This is a genomic window from Leptothoe sp. ISB3NOV94-8A, from assembly GCF_043421595.1.
Taxonomy (GTDB): Bacteria; Cyanobacteriota; Cyanobacteriia; order Phormidesmidales; family Phormidesmidaceae; genus Leptothoe; species Leptothoe turfae.
This window is the reverse complement of sequence record NZ_JAXSQW010000004.1, coordinates 171228-186891: the sequence shown is the minus strand read 5'-3', so window position 1 is coordinate 186891 and position 15664 is coordinate 171228. Positions and strand designations below refer to the sequence as shown.

The 15664-nt window shown below is 47.7% G+C and carries 16 protein-coding genes and 1 pseudogene; 4 read left to right on the top strand and 13 right to left on the bottom strand.

The annotated features are described in order from the left end of the window. The first annotated feature begins 4 nt into the window (after positions 1–4). On the top strand, positions 5–463 hold the full coding sequence (locus SPB21_RS34420; RefSeq protein WP_499869563.1) for a GlxA family transcriptional regulator: 459 nt from the start codon (positions 5–7) through the stop codon (positions 461–463). A gap of 113 nt (positions 464–576) precedes the next feature. Here the strand turns inward: SPB21_RS34420 and SPB21_RS34415 are convergent, their stop codons facing one another. The 6 genes from SPB21_RS34415 to SPB21_RS34390 form a co-directional block, all read right to left on the bottom strand. Further along, complete coding sequence (locus tag SPB21_RS34415) at positions 577–1116, bottom strand: phosphotransferase (RefSeq protein ID WP_499869561.1); 540 nt, start codon at positions 1114–1116, stop codon at positions 577–579. Positions 1117–1149: 33 nt separating this feature from the next. Continuing rightward, entirely contained in the window at positions 1150–1560 is a 411-nt protein-coding gene (locus SPB21_RS34410; RefSeq protein WP_163703342.1) for an aminoglycoside phosphotransferase/kinase family protein, read from the bottom strand. Positions 1561–1582: 22 nt separating this feature from the next. Then, entirely contained in the window at positions 1583–2146 is a 564-nt protein-coding gene (locus SPB21_RS34405; protein WP_499869559.1) for a GNAT family N-acetyltransferase, read from the bottom strand. Positions 2147–2549: 403 nt separating this feature from the next. Continuing rightward, a complete protein-coding gene (locus SPB21_RS34400) occupies positions 2550–3305 on the bottom strand; it encodes a class I SAM-dependent methyltransferase (protein ID WP_499869558.1) in 756 nt (251 codons plus the stop codon). Positions 3306–3417: 112 nt separating this feature from the next. Then, on the bottom strand, positions 3418–4203 hold the full coding sequence (locus SPB21_RS34395; protein ID WP_499869556.1) for a GNAT family N-acetyltransferase: 786 nt from the start codon (positions 4201–4203) through the stop codon (positions 3418–3420). Between the two features lie 319 nt (positions 4204–4522). Further along, complete coding sequence (locus tag SPB21_RS34390) at positions 4523–6088, bottom strand: iron uptake porin (protein ID WP_499869554.1); 1566 nt, start codon at positions 6086–6088, stop codon at positions 4523–4525. A gap of 352 nt (positions 6089–6440) precedes the next feature. Here SPB21_RS34390 and SPB21_RS34385 point away from each other — a divergent pair, with 352 nt between their 5' ends. Next, positions 6441–6677 (top strand): hypothetical protein, encoded by a 237-nt coding sequence (locus SPB21_RS34385; RefSeq protein WP_499869552.1) that lies wholly within the window; start codon positions 6441–6443, stop codon positions 6675–6677. Positions 6678–6841: 164 nt separating this feature from the next. Here SPB21_RS34385 and SPB21_RS34380 read toward each other — a convergent pair whose 3' ends face one another. The 3 genes from SPB21_RS34380 to SPB21_RS34370 all read right to left on the bottom strand — a co-directional run bounded on the left by SPB21_RS34380 (position 6842) and on the right by SPB21_RS34370 (position 8134). Beyond that, positions 6842–7057, bottom strand: a complete 216-nt coding sequence (locus SPB21_RS34380) for a hypothetical protein (RefSeq protein ID WP_499869550.1) — start codon at positions 7055–7057, stop codon at positions 6842–6844. Between the two features lie 210 nt (positions 7058–7267). Then, positions 7268–7747 carry a hypothetical protein gene (locus SPB21_RS34375; RefSeq protein WP_499869549.1) on the bottom strand — a complete coding sequence of 160 codons (480 nt, stop codon included), beginning with the start codon at positions 7745–7747 and terminating at the stop codon, positions 7268–7270. 51 nt (positions 7748–7798) lie between these two features. After that, positions 7799–8134, bottom strand: a complete 336-nt coding sequence (locus tag SPB21_RS34370) for an AAA family ATPase (protein WP_499869634.1) — start codon at positions 8132–8134, stop codon at positions 7799–7801. Positions 8135–8219: 85 nt separating this feature from the next. On the opposite strand from SPB21_RS34370, the gene SPB21_RS34365 reads away from it, so the two are divergent. Together SPB21_RS34365 and SPB21_RS34360 are read left to right on the top strand one after the other, a co-directional pair. Continuing rightward, positions 8220–9881, top strand: a complete 1662-nt coding sequence (locus SPB21_RS34365) for an IS1182 family transposase (RefSeq protein WP_499869548.1) — start codon at positions 8220–8222, stop codon at positions 9879–9881. Positions 9882–9937: 56 nt separating this feature from the next. After that, positions 9938–10360 (top strand): annotated as a pseudogene (locus SPB21_RS34360) (ISAzo13-like element transposase-related protein); the annotation flags it as partial. 246 nt (positions 10361–10606) lie between these two features. On the opposite strand, the gene SPB21_RS34355 reads toward SPB21_RS34360, so the two are convergent. The 4 genes from SPB21_RS34355 to SPB21_RS34340 all read right to left on the bottom strand — a co-directional run bounded on the left by SPB21_RS34355 (position 10607) and on the right by SPB21_RS34340 (position 15617). Continuing rightward, on the bottom strand, positions 10607–11437 hold the full coding sequence (locus SPB21_RS34355; protein ID WP_499869546.1) for a DUF928 domain-containing protein: 831 nt from the start codon (positions 11435–11437) through the stop codon (positions 10607–10609). Between the two features lie 86 nt (positions 11438–11523). Further along, a complete protein-coding gene (locus SPB21_RS34350; protein WP_499869544.1) occupies positions 11524–13893 on the bottom strand; it encodes a CHASE2 domain-containing protein in 2370 nt (789 codons plus the stop codon). A 14-nt stretch (positions 13894–13907) separates the two neighbouring features. Beyond that, on the bottom strand, positions 13908–14939 hold the full coding sequence (locus SPB21_RS34345) for a DUF1822 family protein (protein WP_499869543.1): 1032 nt from the start codon (positions 14937–14939) through the stop codon (positions 13908–13910). Positions 14940–14975: 36 nt separating this feature from the next. Next, positions 14976–15617 carry a sigma-70 family RNA polymerase sigma factor gene (locus SPB21_RS34340; protein WP_163670228.1) on the bottom strand — a complete coding sequence of 214 codons (642 nt, stop codon included), beginning with the start codon at positions 15615–15617 and terminating at the stop codon, positions 14976–14978. Between the last annotated feature and the right edge of the window lie 47 nt (positions 15618–15664).

Here is a 15664-nt window from a genome sequence, read left to right as displayed (position 1 = left end):
TGATATGGCGCTTGCCATTGTTGAGCAAAATTATGACCACAGTGTAGCAACTCAAGTAGCACAAGATTTAGTTGTGTTTTTACATCGACCGGGTGGGCAGTCACAGTTTAGCGTGGCATCTAGACGCCAAGATATTCGAGATGCCTCCATACGTGAACTGCAACTATGGATGGCCGAGCACCCTGAGGCAGACCTTTCGGTGGCAGCTTTAGCACGTCATGTTCGTATGAACGAAAGAAATTTTTCGCGTGTGTTTATGGCTGAAGTAGGAACCAGCCCTGGAAAATATGTGCAACAGCTTCGGGTTGAAATCGCCCGTCAGTATTTAGAGCAAACCAAGAGGTCGATAGATGAGATCGCACACGCTTGCGGCTTTGGTAATGAGCTATCGATGCGACGCAGCTTTCAGAAAGTGTTAGGAATTAATCCAAGTGACTACCGTGCACGCTTTACCTCAAGTTAAGCCTTTGGTTCACAGCTTTGTGATTGAAGATTAGAATTCCAATAACACTATTTGCAGCTTTTCGACTCCCTTCAAACCTGCATTCCTTTCTAAACATGCCAGGGTTAACTGCTTCACTTCAAGAACAAAAAGGTCTCGCCATTCAAATATGAATGAAAATGGTTCTTGACAACATAAGGTACAGCATGAGAAAGCCATTCGTGCTCCTGTGGGTTGGCACTGGGAAAAGCATAGTTTTCTACTGTTGAACTTACAAAAAATGCTTCAACAATGCTTTGATAATTTGTTGGTAATGACTTAAAACTTGTGTAACCTTCGAAGAAATGCAAACGAAATGATGCTTCAATATCTCCTAGCGTTGACGCGATATCGTAGAGGTAAAAACCAAAACCACAGAGTGAAAAGTCTATTGGACGAACGTCTTCATCGTAGAAGACGTAATTACCTTGGTGTAAGTCAGCATGAATTATTCCCCATGTATCGCTTGTCTGCTGTAGGCTAGGCATAAGTTCTTGAACTTGTATCGCAGCCCTTTGGAAGACTTGATAATCGTCTGATGAAATTGTTCCGTTCTGCACTAGCACACCAAGTTGAGATGTTGCGGACTTTAGCTTCTCCACATTGTGAGTAGGACGAGAAAATCCAGATGGCAATGACCAAATGCTTGAATGTTGGTGCAGTTGTGCCTACAGCGCATCCAACTGCCAAATTTGCTGTGCTGTAGGCTCACTACCGAGATGTTCACCGTCTACCCACTGCAATAACGAACAAGGTATTGACACACCTTGTTGTGTTCCGACAATGTTAGTTACCCAGTCACCCAAACGGTTTTGTACTGGTTGGGGCACTGTTAACTCGGTATCCTGTGCGATCGCATTCAGCCATAATAGTTCAGACTCAATGATTGATGGCTTTTTCCAAGACTCATACAAACTCTTTCCAGCAGCCTCAACACCAATATGAAGCCGAAGCAAATACATCTCTTTTGCTGGTGTTTCAACCCGAAACGTAGTGTTTTGACTTTGTTCTAAAAACGATAATTGAACTTTGGGTAGGTCGTAATAGGTCAGGGCCGCTTGAGCAATTTCATAATTCATAACCAAGGTGTACTCCGTCAAGTTATACGGTTACGAACGTTTGCCTTGTTAACATAAACGGCTCTAAATCGTGGTGCTTCCCTTTCCAGAAACCACGCGCCTTAAATACTCCTCTGCTCTCAAAATCTAATTTCTCTAACAGCTTTCTAGATGCCAGATTTTCTAGCATGATTTCAGCCACAACGAACTGCACTTTTTTAACCTCAAACCCATAGGACAGAATGGCACGTAATGCTTCACCCATAATGCCTGGTCGCCAAAATGGACTGGCCAGTTCATAGCCAAGTTCAGCAGCATTCGCTTCTCTATCCCAACTAAACCCACAAGAACCAATCAGGCGATTATCTTGTTTAAGAGCGATACCCCAACGTATCCCACGTCCACTTTCAAATCCTTTTGCCCGTCGCTCAATCACCCTCATTGCTTCATCGAGATGAGTAAATGTATCAAGATCATGAAATTGAGTCACTTTTGGGTTAGAAAATACTGAAAATATAGCTTCAGCATCTTTCTGGGTAGCTTGTCGCAGCTTTAGCTGCTTTGTCTCAAGGTAGGGAAATGGAACCGTTTCAAAATCCTGGCTCATCAGAATTATGACCTCATTTTTCGCCGTTGCTAATTTAAGGGATGCATCGATCTGTTAGAAATGTTATACACCAGAATTTTGTAGATGTAATCATCCCGAGGATCAGCAACGCCCATTTTTTTGATACGCATCTCCATTATGGAGATGTAGTGCGATTGTTACAGTGAGATCGCACTGTTGAAAAAGCTTTTCATAATTCATATTGCATAATCACTTCTCCATCCTCATCCATCTCACCTGTGGGTGTGAAGCCCATCTTTTTATAAAACCCTTCGGGGCTTCCTTCACCAGGAACACAGCTTGTCAATAAGACCTTTGCTTGTAGACGTGTTTTTACGTATTCAATTACCAACTCTGAAGCACGTTTGCCAAACCCACGAATTTGAAAACGTGTATCGCACAGTTATCCCGCGATCGCGTTTGCCGAGAGTTTGAAAGCTAAATAAACCATGCCGCGAATTGCAGTTCTGTGGATGAGTGAGAATCCATGCGATTCAGCGGTTGCGATCACGCTATCAGGACGCAAGCGTAGTTTTGGATAGGCGCTGACGGACGTTTGCCATGACGAATCAATAAGTGAGTGAACAATATTATGGACAATAACACTATCAGGACGATACTCAAGAAAGCATGTGTGAATTCGATGGTTGTCAGCTCGAACAGGAATAAACCGGTCTGTGCCAGTTAATTCATGGGTTGAGTAATCACGAAATGAGAAAATCAGTAATCCATCTGGCACCAGCTTGAGAGCGACATCACGAATCAATACATTAACGGTATCGATAGAGGGAAGATGGGGCAGAGTGTCCCCCATGCAGACAACGAGGGAAACCCTTTCGGTTTCAAGGTGGTCGGTGAACCTAGTGAGATCGGCAGCGATAGTCTTAATTGGTAAATCATTGACTACTGCTTTAAGCTCACTCAGTAATTGGGCCGACGTGTCGAACGCAAAAACATGGTATCCACGGCGAGCAAGGGGGACGGCATGGACACCATGGCCGCAGCCGAGATCAGCCAAAATTTGTCCATCACCATCGGCGAGGCCAAGGTCGGCGTAGAAGTTATCGGCTTGCTTGCACGCAGCTTCAAAGTCGCCGACCATCCATGAGTATATTGGGGCAAGGTGGTTGGCATAATGGTCAGCAACAGATGTAGTCATGGAATTTGGCAGAGTAACGGTCGTGTTCAACAGATGCAGACACGTTCGAATTTAACAAAGTAGGCCGGTACGTTCCACATAGGAAAACTCAAGGTTTTGAGTCAGATTTAGCTTATGCGGCAGCTAGATAACATTTGAACTGATCATTCATGGTTCGATATCCAATCCGCTGATAAACCGGTTCCCCCATTGGGCTGGCCTGAAGTACAGCCCATTTTGCCCCTGCTGAAAAACCAGCGTTGCTAGCCAATCGGCAGCAGGCCTCTGCCAGGCCATGTCCTCGGGCAGAGGGTTTAGTACCCACCCAATAAACCCCCGCGATTTGTGGGGTTAGCAGGAGCATCGCAGTCGAGACGGGCTCCCCATCCAAATACGCCACATACACCCTCAAATTTGGAGACAGCAGTCGGGCCGGAACCCCAAAAATGGCTTCGGTCTCCGTTCTGGGAAAGTCTAATGATTCAAACGCGTCGGCATTGATCTGTTGGGCATCGAGAATGCCTTGCTCATCCGTAACTCGTTTGATTTCCACGTTGGGTGGAAGCTGGGGTTCGGCAACTTGGTGATCTAACACCATCCAGGGGACAGCGACAACCGGCTCCATACCAGCATCCGCCGCTGCTGCCTCAAGATCGCGGTCGGCTTGCCCACGGCTCACAATCGAAAAACCGCGCCCAAGTGCGTTGAAGAATCGTTTCGCTTCGTCTATGACCGTTGAAGCGGCAATCTGAGAATCAAACCGGACAACATAGTTCATGAGTAGGGGGAAGGATGTTGTCCCGGCTACCAGCAGTACCCCATTTTTTTCAACCAGCTGACTTGAATGCTGCCAACGCCCAAACTCCCGATAGGCTTCAACAAGGTTGGCATCAATGAGGGCACGCGTTTCTGAAGTCAAGATCTTACTTGTTATACCCATTGTTTCTTCTGGAAATAGTTGTCTCTAATGGCGGGAACTCTGGTTGTGGTTATTTAGGGGTAACTGACAACAAGTTTTGAAACGGTAATTACTCAGCAAAGACAGCGCATTTAGCCTATTGTTTATACCCGCTGGCTTTTACCTTAACTGTTCTTTAGTGGGGCATCCATGTATGTTTTTCATTGTCTGTATGGGCGAAATCGATAGACTCAGCAGCAGCGTCAGCGTGCCCAGGGCCCAGAGAATTGACCGCAATCGGGTCGGTGCTTTAGAGACATCAAATGAGAGCATAGGCTGACTAAAACTCAAATACGGTACGCAGACTCCCTAACCAAATGGTGTCATTGGCACGATTATTTTCAGGATTCACCAAGACAACAAACCCTGGAATTAAAGCAACATTTTGATTAACGCGATAGCGATAAAACGCCTCAACTTGCCAGGTGGCATCTGCTTCATCAGGGCCGCTGTCATTGCTTAACACTCGAGGCGGTTGCCCCACCAATAGTCCACCAAAATGGCCTTTTCCACCCAGATTGCGCAGCCCCAGGGTTAACGCCCAGTTGAGCAGTGTGGCATCATCTCCGTCCCGCACCGTTCCCCGGTCCGATTCGGCGCTAGCCAAACTTAACCCGGCCCAGCCAGAGAGCGTCGCATTGTCCCCCAGTTTTACGCTAGACTGCAGCCCAAAGTGATTGGCGGATGTCGCCACACTATTACCAAACGGCGCATTGGCCAGGCGACTACCCGTGCCCGCTGTCACCGCCACGGCTCCCCCCGGATAATAGGAACGGGCATAGGTCACACCCAGTTTAACGGTATCAGTCGGTCGAAAATCTAGCTGGCCCAGTGCCGTATAGCCACCGCTAAACAGCCCTATCTCCGAGTTAGCCGCACTTTTGCCAGGGACTAAATATCCGGCTGAGAGAGTGAGATCAGAACTGATGTCATAGACTCCAGTAATCCCCGTCCCCAGCGCTCCCTGATAGTAAATCGGATTAAAGCGCCCAAAGCGGGAGACGGCCCCATTAATGGGATTGGCAAAGCCTGGATTAAAGGTGCTGGAGACATTCGCCTGATAGGCTCCCCGAGTAGCATCAATGTGGAGACCGATGCGATCGCTAACCGGAAAGCGATAAAACAGCTTACCAATATCCACGTCATTATTGGTATCACGGTCAAATGCCAGCCGGGTCATATTTGTGCCAGTGATGGGAGCATTGAGGCGAACCGGATTCAAGGCATCCAGACGCACTTTAAGTAAGTCCTGCCCGGTAAAGCTGGTATTAAAATTTAACCTGGCCCGACTACCAAAGACCAGTTCATCGGGCAGGTCATTGTCGCTGCCAGGCTGCTTGTTCCCAGCGAGTTGTTCTAGGGAAAACACCACCTCGCTACGTAGACGGGTGGTGGTAGAAAACTGATTAGCCTCTAGAGCGGCGGTATCGGCTGCCAGTGACTCCAGGCGGCTTCCTAACGTGTTTAGATCTCGGTTAAACGAAGTCTGTAGCCGCTGGATAGTGGCCATATCGGTTTCAGAGATCCCCCCTTCTGCCATTGACGTAGTAACCTCCGACAGACAGGCCTCTAAAAGAGCGGCAAACTCATAGCGTGTCAGGGGGCGATCGCCTCTAAACGTGTCATCGGGATAGCCGACTACACAGCCATACTGCTCCATCAGTCGCTGTAATGCACTATAGGCCCAATCGGACGGCAATACATCAGATAGTTCATCCACTGAAATACTCAACGCCGCTGAAGTTTCTTCATTCTGTACCCCAGTGACTGTTGTTGCCCAAGCATCCTGAGCACCCATGCTAATAACGGCAATTGCCCCGACTCCTAACTGTTTCCACATCTCCATACAGTTCTATCAACCAGTGAATAATCAATGAGGATGACTTTTGTCAGGACACCATAACTGCGCCCCACCGCTGAAAGAATGCCGTCATCCTTAGATTCTGCTCACTGTAAGCACTGGAGATAGGTATTTCTCTCAAGTAGAGATTTAATTTAGATTTATGTAGCAATTATTTATTGTATGACAGGTTGTCTTTTGACATTTCTCTTTTTAGAAGTCAGTTAGATAGCTCGTGAGATAGTTCGCATAGCTAACTGTAGCGACCGATGCCTGTCTAAGTGTTAAATAGTAAACAGAGAAAAAGGTTGAGAAGGGATACGGTACGCTAAAGCCAGTCAGGAATAGAGAGGTTGCCGTGCTAACCGAAATCGTTCAAAGGTTTGCCCAAGAAAGCCCTATCAGCGTGATGATGCGAGGGGTGATGGAGTTGTTTTTCCGTCCTGAGCGGTTAGATGACATCTTTGAGCGTCATGCCAAAGTTCAGTATCAGCGCGAACTGCTTTTCTCGAGTGTCGTGAACTTGTTGAGTTTAGTGGTGTGTGGGATTCATCCGTCGATGAATGCGGACTACCGAAAAAGGCCTAAGAGATGAACGTGACCCGCAATGCAGTGTACGAGAAACTCAATGGCATTGAACCGCAGGTAAGTCGGGCGGTGCTCAAGGAAACGGCTGCTGAGTTGTCTACCTTGATGGATACGATGGGGGGTAAACGTGAGCCCCTCTTAGCGGGAGCAGCGTCGCTTCAAACACCCCTATCAGTAGTCCGGTGTGGCGGCCAATTCAACCCCGGCATCTTCAGCAGCCTGCACTAGATCGATAGGGTATTGAAATTCACTGGAATCATCTTCTTGCAGCCGGGTCAAGGCCGTTTGGCAATCCGCCAATGCTCGATGACCTCCCCCTAGTGCTTGCCATCGATAGTCACCATGGTAGCTACTCCAATCTCCGCGCCATTGGGAGTACCAAAGCATTAGGCAGTCTGATTGATATTGCAGCGCAGGTTGTTCGCATAGTTTACAGCCGGTCTCCAACACCTGGTTGTCTAATTGGGATCCGTAAATTAAAACGAATGAGTCTTTTAATAACAACTTGATAGTGCTGTACAAGTCACCAAAACTGGGGGCTTCACTCAATTGTTCTGACTGAATGCCGTGGATTGCGATCGCACCTGGATCGATTGTCTATTGATCCACCGGTTGGCATAGAGAATTTAGCAAAGTCTCCCCTTTGCCGTTGATAATCGCAATCTCAATAATGTGAGCCGTCTTTTTTAAGCCTGTTGTTTCAGTATCCAGGATTAACAGGTTGGGATTTTTAAGTTGTTCTCTGGCCCAATTGACCGCATTAATTCGGTCATACTCTATCCAAAAATCTGCGGAGTATTCTCGGTACAGTTTTTTGAAGTGAGACTTTTTCCTGCCCCTTTCTAAAGCGGCTAGCTGCGCCGGACTGCATTTACGCTTGGGTTGAGCACTGGCTATATCGTTTGGATCGTATAAGTAGCAATCGTACTTGAGTGTATGGATGACACCGACGGGCTGCACTGGCTTTAGCCCCAGCGACCCTAGCTGCCGTTTTGTTTTCAGGTGCTCAGGTGGTGAGTTAGGTTCCCCCCACCAGTTATAAACAGTTAGTTTTATTGTTGCCTGAGCGTCACCCATACTCTGTTTGGCCACATTAGCCAAATGCTATATCAGCCAAATTAAATGAGTCTAAGATAAATTCTGCCGTTTCTGCTCCTGGCGTTCGAGAATTGTCAACATCCAATCGCCGGTCATCTGGAATCTCATCATACTCAATCCGGTCGGCCTGGGTCGTATCACGTCGATCAAGTCGGTTTGGCCTGCTGTTTTTGCCCGCTGTATGCAGACCTCTGGCTTTGCATGGACGCAGAGGAAATAGCAGTCAAACTGTTCAGTTTTAGTCCATTTTTCACGCTCCCACCGTCGGGTGTGGGTGGCATCAATCACGATAATGGAGTGCCGTCTCAGTAGGGCTCTGGCTGAGGCTTGTAGGCCTTTGTATAGGACACTGTTGGCGAACTCCAGAAGTATTGAAAAACCACTAAGCTGAGACCGATCTATCGCTATCAGTAAGTGTGATCGCTAAAGCGTGTCCTGAAGGAAGAACGCCATGTCCCTAAAGCCTCAACCAGAATCGCCAGTACCCGCTGATACGCTGCGAGTTGCTAAAGCCGTATTCGCTAAAGGCAATCCCTACGTGACGCTGCATGATGAACTCGGCCCTATCTTGGAAGATACCGACTTCAGCGAGCTATTTTCAAAGGTCGGTCAGTCGGCCATTCCACCGTGGCGGCTGGCTTTGGTCACTATCATGCAGTTCCGTGAAAACCTATCCGACCGACAAGCCGCTGAAGCCGTACGCTCACGTATCGACTGGAAATATCTGCTGCGGCTAGAGCTGACTGACATTGGCTTCAACTATAGTGTTTTAAGTGAATTTCGAGACCGTTTAATCGCAGGCAACGTCGAGCATTTGCTACTGGATAAATTGCTGGTCCGCTGCGGAGAATTAGGCCTAGTCAAAGCCGGAGGCAAGCAACGGACTGACTCAACCCGTGTCCTGGGAGCCATTCGTAGTCTGAACCGTTTAGAAGTCGTTGGAGAGACTCTTCGCGCCGCCCTCAATGACTTAGCAGTATTGGCTCCTGACTGGTTACAACAGATAGCACCTGAAGACTGGTATCAACGCTATGGACGACGCATAGAAGACTACCGGCTGCCATCAAAGCCAGCAGAGCGTATCGCCTACGCGCAACAGGTTGGAGAAGATGGAGCTTATCTACTCAAATGCCTATCTGAATCAAAGCTATCTGCTGAAGGCCAGGCTCTCAAGACAGTGCAAGCACTAGAGGAACTGTGGCCATATCACTATGAATACAACCATCAGGAGGATGGTCCGAGCCTGCGTTGGAAAAGCGACAAACAGCTAACAAAGAAGACACCAACTGTCGAATCACCCTATGACACGGACGTACGCTATCGTCGGCGCTGTGGCACCACTTGGACAGGCTATATCACCCACTTGAGTGAAACCTGCGATGATGATAGCTGTCATTTGATTACTCATGTGATGACCACTGATGCCAGTGTCCATGAAGCACAGTGCGTTGATGACATTCACCAGGCACTAATCGACAAGCATCTTCGGCCTGAAGAGCACTTTGCCGATACCGCCTATATTAATGCGTTCCTGCTGGTAAATGCACAGAATCAAAACATCGAGATGATTGGGCCAGCTCGCTTTGACACCAGTTGGCAGACACGAACTGAAGGAGCCTTTAATTTAGATTACTTCAAGATTGATTGGGATAACGAACAGGTAACTTGCCCAGAAGGTAAAATCTCTCAGGCGTGGAAAACGTACAACCGCGATTCCGGAAAACCCTATATTCTGGCTAGGTTTGACCCTCAAGACTGCGTTGGTTGCCCAGTTCGCTCACTGTGCACCAAAGCTAAGCCAACTGTTGGCCGCACACTGCATCTGCTGCCCCAAGACGAACACAAGGCATTAGAAAAAGCTCGATCCATACAAACGACAACCGAAGGTCAGGAGCGTTATCGTCGCCGTGCTGGCATCGAGGGCACAATTGCTCAAGGCGTGAATAGTTGCGGTCTACGGCGTTCTCGCTATATGGGCATGGCTAAGACTCACTTGCAGAATATGGCAATTGGCGCGGCGGTTAATATTGATCGATTATTCAACTGGTTTCAGGAAGTTCCATTAGCCAAAACGAGAGTGTCTCGATTTAAGGCGCTAGAACCTGCTGCTTAGTTGCCGAAATTTAAGTTCGCCAACAGTGTCCTCTATACAAAGGCCTAGAAGAGTGGTGGCTGACCTATGCAGACGAGTATGTTGAGATTGAGCAATTGGTCATCAACTTGGATAACGGTCCATCGCTCAACAGTCATCGCACTCAGTTCATCAAACGTATCGTAGCTTTTGCTCAGGCGAGTCGTTTATGCATCCAATTGATTTACTACCCGCCTTACCACAGCAAATATAATGCGATTGAACGGTGTTGGGCTGCGTTAGAAAACTACTGGAATGGAACGATTCTCAAGACTGTTGAAGATGCCCTACGGTGGGCTGCCAACATGACTTGGAGAGGATGTACACCCGTTGTCGATTTGGTTGACAAGGTTTATCACAAGGGCGTCAAGGCATCGCCTGAAGAACTCGCCAAGCTTGAACAGCAGTGGCAACGCTCTGAGCAATTGCCAAAGTGGGACGTCACTATTATTCCCATTTGACTGGTGTGTTATTCATTTGCATTTCCCTTATCAGACTTACACTAAAATTCTTATTTCTTTTCGTAAAAGCCTGATCTCACAACCAATAAGTATCCCTCATAGCTAGGATATTTCAACTGTAGAGCATGACTATCTCTGGTTCAAAACTTTGAAATAGTCGTTCCCAGAACTTTCAAATAATCCAAACTAATTACAGCTTCTCTGCAATTAGTTTGATGTAGCATTTCTTTGAAACTACAGACTAGCCTAATCGATACTTACTGGCTCCAGTAGTGGCTGTTCTGAAATGGTTTCTAAGTCAATAGATGTCAATAAACTACTCCAATTATCTCGAAATATGGTGTTTTCGGGCGACTCCCGATAGAGTTCTCCTAAAATAGTGATGGCATTCTGCCAAATACCATTCGATGCATAAATGGAAGCCATTTCCAAAGCTGTGGCATTATCAAGCTGTGTTTGTAAATTAGATACCAACTCAACCCGTCGGATCCATCCTCCCACCTCAGGCGATAGGGCTGTTGTACCAGATTCACAGTGAGTTAAAAAGAACCATTGATAGGTAGCATCCAATCTCAAAGGGGATAGCGTTTCGGGGAGAGTAATCTGGACAATGCCTGGGGTTTCATGATGGGAAATAAATGTCTCCTGATAGACTTCATTTCCGCTTTCATCTTGTAAAACAAACTCAAATTCCTTTATATCTTCAGAGGAGTAGGGAACGTAGAACCAAAAAGCAGGCAAGGCTTCTGTTGTCAAACTCAAGACTGATTCATAGTTAGACAGGTAAGCATTGTCGGCGGTTTCTGCAGTGTCCTCTAATTGAACCTGGGTATTTGGCACGAGAGCCGTAAGGCCAGTTTGCTGTTCTAACAACTGACAACTCCCTCGGCTAGCAGCTCCCTGACGACGCCCTGAGTGAGGACGACCGCGATCTTCTAAAGGTGGTGGAGTAAATTCGATATTAGTGTTGACTTGGGTTGACTGAGCCAAGCTGGAGATTGGCACTAAGCATAGCCAGGCAACACCCAGTAAACTGACTGGAAACATTAAGTTGAAAAGTGTGTTAAGTCTTTTCATAATCGTGCTAGATGACCAGTCTTATCTACAGTCAGAATGGTCGTTTTTCCGAGGAAGAACCTACAGTGTTTGGCCGGTTAATGAATTCAGACGTGAGCTGACTGGAAACGACGGTAGGTCGCTACACTCCCTACCGTAATTATGATTACAGTAGATACCGATACCCATGGCAGCCAATAACCAAACCGTGTCAGGCTAAACCAACATAGACTCAATAAACTAAATTGAGCCACTATTCCTACCAATAGTAGCTGTCTCCATTGAGGCTGTGTAGGAATCCAAATGTTAACACCATAAATCGCGACACCACCAAGGGTCGTCCAGCTCACTATCCATAGAATTTCAGCCCAATCAGGCCAGGTGCGAATGGGGGGATGTCCATCCAGGACCATGCTCAGGAGATGACTCACCATATGGGCCTGTAGAAAAACCCCTGCCGTTTCCTGTAGGCCCATATGTCCATGGCTGTAGGGGGTTAACCAATAGTCTCCAAAGCTGGTGGCAGTGGTACCAATCAGAACAATGCGATCGCGCACAATATCATCACTCACACGCCCCGCTAACACTTCGTCGAGGGTAACTTGGTCCGCAATTTGATCCGGCGAGGGTAAATGGCGATAGTTCAGCAAAATTTGATGTCCCCCAGCATCCATCCCCTGGTAACCTCCACTATGGGGTTCTAATGGCGTAAAGATCACCTCACCTGCCTGTAGATGCCCCTCAGGGGTAACGGTGATGTCCATACCTTGCGCTGACAGATAGTGTAGAGCGATTAAGGCATTCAAAGAATAGCTGGCCGGGCAGGGGGAAGCTGGCTCAGGCGTTATCGACAGTAACTGACGACGAGTAATGCCATCGGCATCGGTGAGTACATCGCTAAAGCCTACTTGATTGCTGGGCACTTCTGGCGGCGAGGCAATCCCTGGACTATCGTCACGGCTATTGCGAGATTGGCACGTCGCGATCAAATTGGGTAACTGCAGCTGGTTGATAAGTTGTGGCTGACGATCGCTGACTGGAAAATCTCGATAGATATCCAACCCAATCACCCTGGGTTGCATCGGTTCTAGTGTCTCTAACAGCGCTGATAACGCATCATCTGAAAGGGAACCCCGTCTTTGAGCCGCATCCTGAGCCTGAATATCTGCTTCGGTCACCGTGATGATTAACAGTCGCGGATCGGGCAACTGGTGGGAACGGCGTTGCATTAAAAAATCAAACCCTCGTAATTCCCAAGGCTGGAGTATCCCAGTCTGGCGTAACCCTAAGGTTGTACATACTGAAAAAATGCCAATAATAAGTAGTTCTTTCAGGCCCAGTGTTTGTTGTTGTTGAGGAATGTTGTGGGATGGCTTGGCTATGTTGTCGAGCTGTGGGGCTGGCCAGGTGGGTGGTTGTTCAACCAGGTGTTGGTAAATCATCGGCAGCCAGGTAGCGCAAGGATATTTGTCTTCTAATCCCTGTAGCTTTTCTCGGGCTTCTCGGACTGCAAGATAAAAGGGTACCTGACGGGAAAATGTAGTTAAAAACGATTTGAGAAACACATGGGCGACTGGATCGGGGACTGGTTCTCTCATCACCAGCACCTGAGGAATTTGCAAATCTGCCAGATCATGGGCCAAACCCAGACCGTCACAGGAATTGAAAATAGCGATCTTTAATCCACGCTCAATGGCTTTACTCAGGCCATGTTTCAGTTCAGGCACAGTTAAACTGTCGTCAGGGTTGAGATAAAGTTTCCCGGTGATATCTGTTGCCGATTGGGTTTGACTAGAACTATGGCCAGCAAAAAAGAGAATATCCCATCCCTGCGGATCCCAAAGAACATCATTTAACTGTTGACGGTCGGGCTCGACTAAAAACTGCACATCGGCTTGGGGCAATTGGTTTAATAATACCTGGTCAGTTTGTAGCTCCAGCCCCTGACCATGGCCTAAAATGGCCAAAATCCTAACCCTAGAGCGAGGCATCGTCTGCCGTTCAATGCGTTCGTAGGCAGGGGCACTCAGGGCAATTTCGGCTTTTGGGTAGCGATCGCACAAAGCCCAAGTGTGCCAGGGCAACCGTTGGAGAGTATGCAGTTCAGTTTGTAAAACAACACGAATGTAGTCGCTGGGATTTAATCGCTCCAGCAGTTTGTCATATAAAGGGCGAAAGCTATCTGAACTGAGCCAGCGATTAAAGTCTTCATTTAATTGCCGAGCAACCGTATCACAGTCATCTATTCTAGAAACATTCTTGGCAAACCCAGTTTTAGCCTCCAGACGATAGGGTGTGCCCATGCGACGGTATGCCCTTTGCCAGCGCTGCAGCGTATGCTGTAGTTGCACAGCAGGCGGTAAATTCCCAGTAAGTTCTACAGTGGGTAATTGACCTGACTCACCAATTTGCAAAATGACATGTAGCCCAGTCTCCAGGCTGCCATTACCAAACTTTAAGGTAACCAACTGCTCCATGGCCCGCTCAAGTCTCACATGACAAATTCTTCGAGGTATTGGACACCATCCAACTGGAGCCGTACCCGAAAGCGCTCACCAGGACGACTGCTGAATTGTAACTGAATATAATTGTCAGCCTGTCTGGCTCGAGCATCCATAAATACAGTATCCGATGTTTCTAGCACTGCCAGTTCAAGGTCAGGGGGAAGGTAAGGTTGACCTTGGGGATGTACCTGTAGCCCAATGTTAATTGCCCCAGATGATTCACTCTGGATTTCCACCAGCATGACAACTTGCACATCCCCCAGATGCACTCCAACATCAATCAGCTTGGCTCGTTTGACATCAAGAAGACTGTCAGCAAAGGGGCCATCAGATACAGCATCCAATGGAGTATCAGTATCCGTTTCATCGACATGTCTAAAGCTAAAGGCCAGACTAACTTGTTCTGGACTAAGCAAGGTTTCCACTGCAAGCCATCCTGCTTCAAATGATTGATTAAGCCATTGGCCAAGTTTGACCGCTGTTGCAACTAGCTGGGACTGGTCCATATCTGAGGATGTAGCCACTTCGTTCGAGGGCATTAGCTCATGGATACGCTGTAGCAATGTTTCAGGGGGCTGCAGGTCTGAAATGGTTAAGGCTGTTTCACCAACGGTAGGCGTAAAACCCAGTAGATGAGCCATTTTCAAGTTTTCATCAATCCAGACAACCACATACCCGATGCGCAGATCCCATACTTCAGGGGGTACCTCACAAATATTAGCCCCTGTCTGAATAGGTCGGCATTCTAACCGACCCAGCCCTGGCAGCGTCAAGTCAGCAACATCAGTCATCATCTGAGTCACTGGATTCCAGCTATCACTTTGCTCTAAATCGCTGACAATTCCCATCATCTGGCAGTAACCATGGATAGCAAAAACGGCTAGCGTATTTAGCTGCACCTGCTCTGACTTGATGGCAGTCGGCTGAGCACTGGCAAATTGCTGGGCCATGGTGCGGGCCTGTTCAGTAATGGGAAGCGGCACTGCTTGAGGGTATAGCGTTAACTGTGTGGTCATCATCTTTCTCTGGCGTAATAGTAATCAGACACAATGGGTTTATAGATAACCCTGGACTCGACCAAATTCTTTTAATAATGGAATGCACTGACGCTGGTAAAAGCTACTCAAGGTACTCACAGACACCTCTAGCTGTGCAGCTAACTCTTTCCATGGAGTTTCTGGCGGCAATCGCTTTAGAATCAGCAGCTGACAGGTAATCTGAGGCTGACCTTTAATGTGGGTGTCAGCCAGGACGCCATCAGCATCGGCCTCTGCCCAGGCTTGAACTTCTGCCAGCAGCGGGGGAATATCTGGTGGGGCGGGTAAGCTGTCAAGCGGGTCCAAAGGTTTTCCCTCTGAATCTGAGGAAGTGGATGGATATGCCGTGGTAGCGTATTGCTTTTGTGTATTGATGTAGCCGTCCTGGAGGCGACGCTTAAGGTAAGCGTTTAACCAGGTAACGACATTAGCCTTGTCAGGATCGTAAGCGCAACCAGTTGTTGCTTCGCACAGATTACGACAAAAGTAGATCCAGGTCTGCTGTAGAGCATCTTGATAGTAGGGGGCTTGGTCCCGCCAAAGCTGATTGGAAATCAGGCGAATGATTTGGGTCAGGTGAGTCTGTCTTTTCAGACTACCTGGAGGATGACAACAGGCCTCAGCAATTAGTTTTTCGACGGTTTCCTGGAGTTCACTCATGCCTGATCAGTCACCCTTGCAAACGTCAATTTAAGTTAGCGATCTTT

Bases quoted from the DNA above. Each gene is read 5' to 3' on its own strand.
- SPB21_RS34420 (WP_499869563.1), top strand. From the start codon at position 5: ATGGCGCTTGCCATTGTTGAGCAAAATTATGACCACAGTGTAGCAACT.
- SPB21_RS34410 (WP_163703342.1), bottom strand. From the start codon at position 1,560: ATGAATTATGAAATTGCTCAAGCGGCCCTGACCTATTACGACCTACCC.
- SPB21_RS34405 (WP_499869559.1), bottom strand. From the start codon at position 2,146: ATGAGCCAGGATTTTGAAACGGTTCCATTTCCCTACCTTGAGACAAAG.
- SPB21_RS34400 (WP_499869558.1), bottom strand. From the start codon at position 3,305: ATGACTACATCTGTTGCTGACCATTATGCCAACCACCTTGCCCCAATA.
- SPB21_RS34390 (WP_499869554.1), bottom strand. From the start codon at position 6,088: ATGGAGATGTGGAAACAGTTAGGAGTCGGGGCAATTGCCGTTATTAGC.
- SPB21_RS34380 (WP_499869550.1), bottom strand. From the start codon at position 7,057: ATGCTTTGGTACTCCCAATGGCGCGGAGATTGGAGTAGCTACCATGGT.
- SPB21_RS34375 (WP_499869549.1), bottom strand. From the start codon at position 7,747: ATGGGTGACGCTCAGGCAACAATAAAACTAACTGTTTATAACTGGTGG.
- SPB21_RS34365 (WP_499869548.1), top strand. From the start codon at position 8,220: ATGTCCCTAAAGCCTCAACCAGAATCGCCAGTACCCGCTGATACGCTG.
- SPB21_RS34355 (WP_499869546.1), bottom strand. From the start codon at position 11,437: ATGAAAAGACTTAACACACTTTTCAACTTAATGTTTCCAGTCAGTTTA.
- SPB21_RS34350 (WP_499869544.1), bottom strand. From the start codon at position 13,893: ATGGAGCAGTTGGTTACCTTAAAGTTTGGTAATGGCAGCCTGGAGACT.
- SPB21_RS34345 (WP_499869543.1), bottom strand. From the start codon at position 14,939: ATGATGACCACACAGTTAACGCTATACCCTCAAGCAGTGCCGCTTCCC.
- SPB21_RS34340 (WP_163670228.1), bottom strand. From the start codon at position 15,617: ATGAGTGAACTCCAGGAAACCGTCGAAAAACTAATTGCTGAGGCCTGT.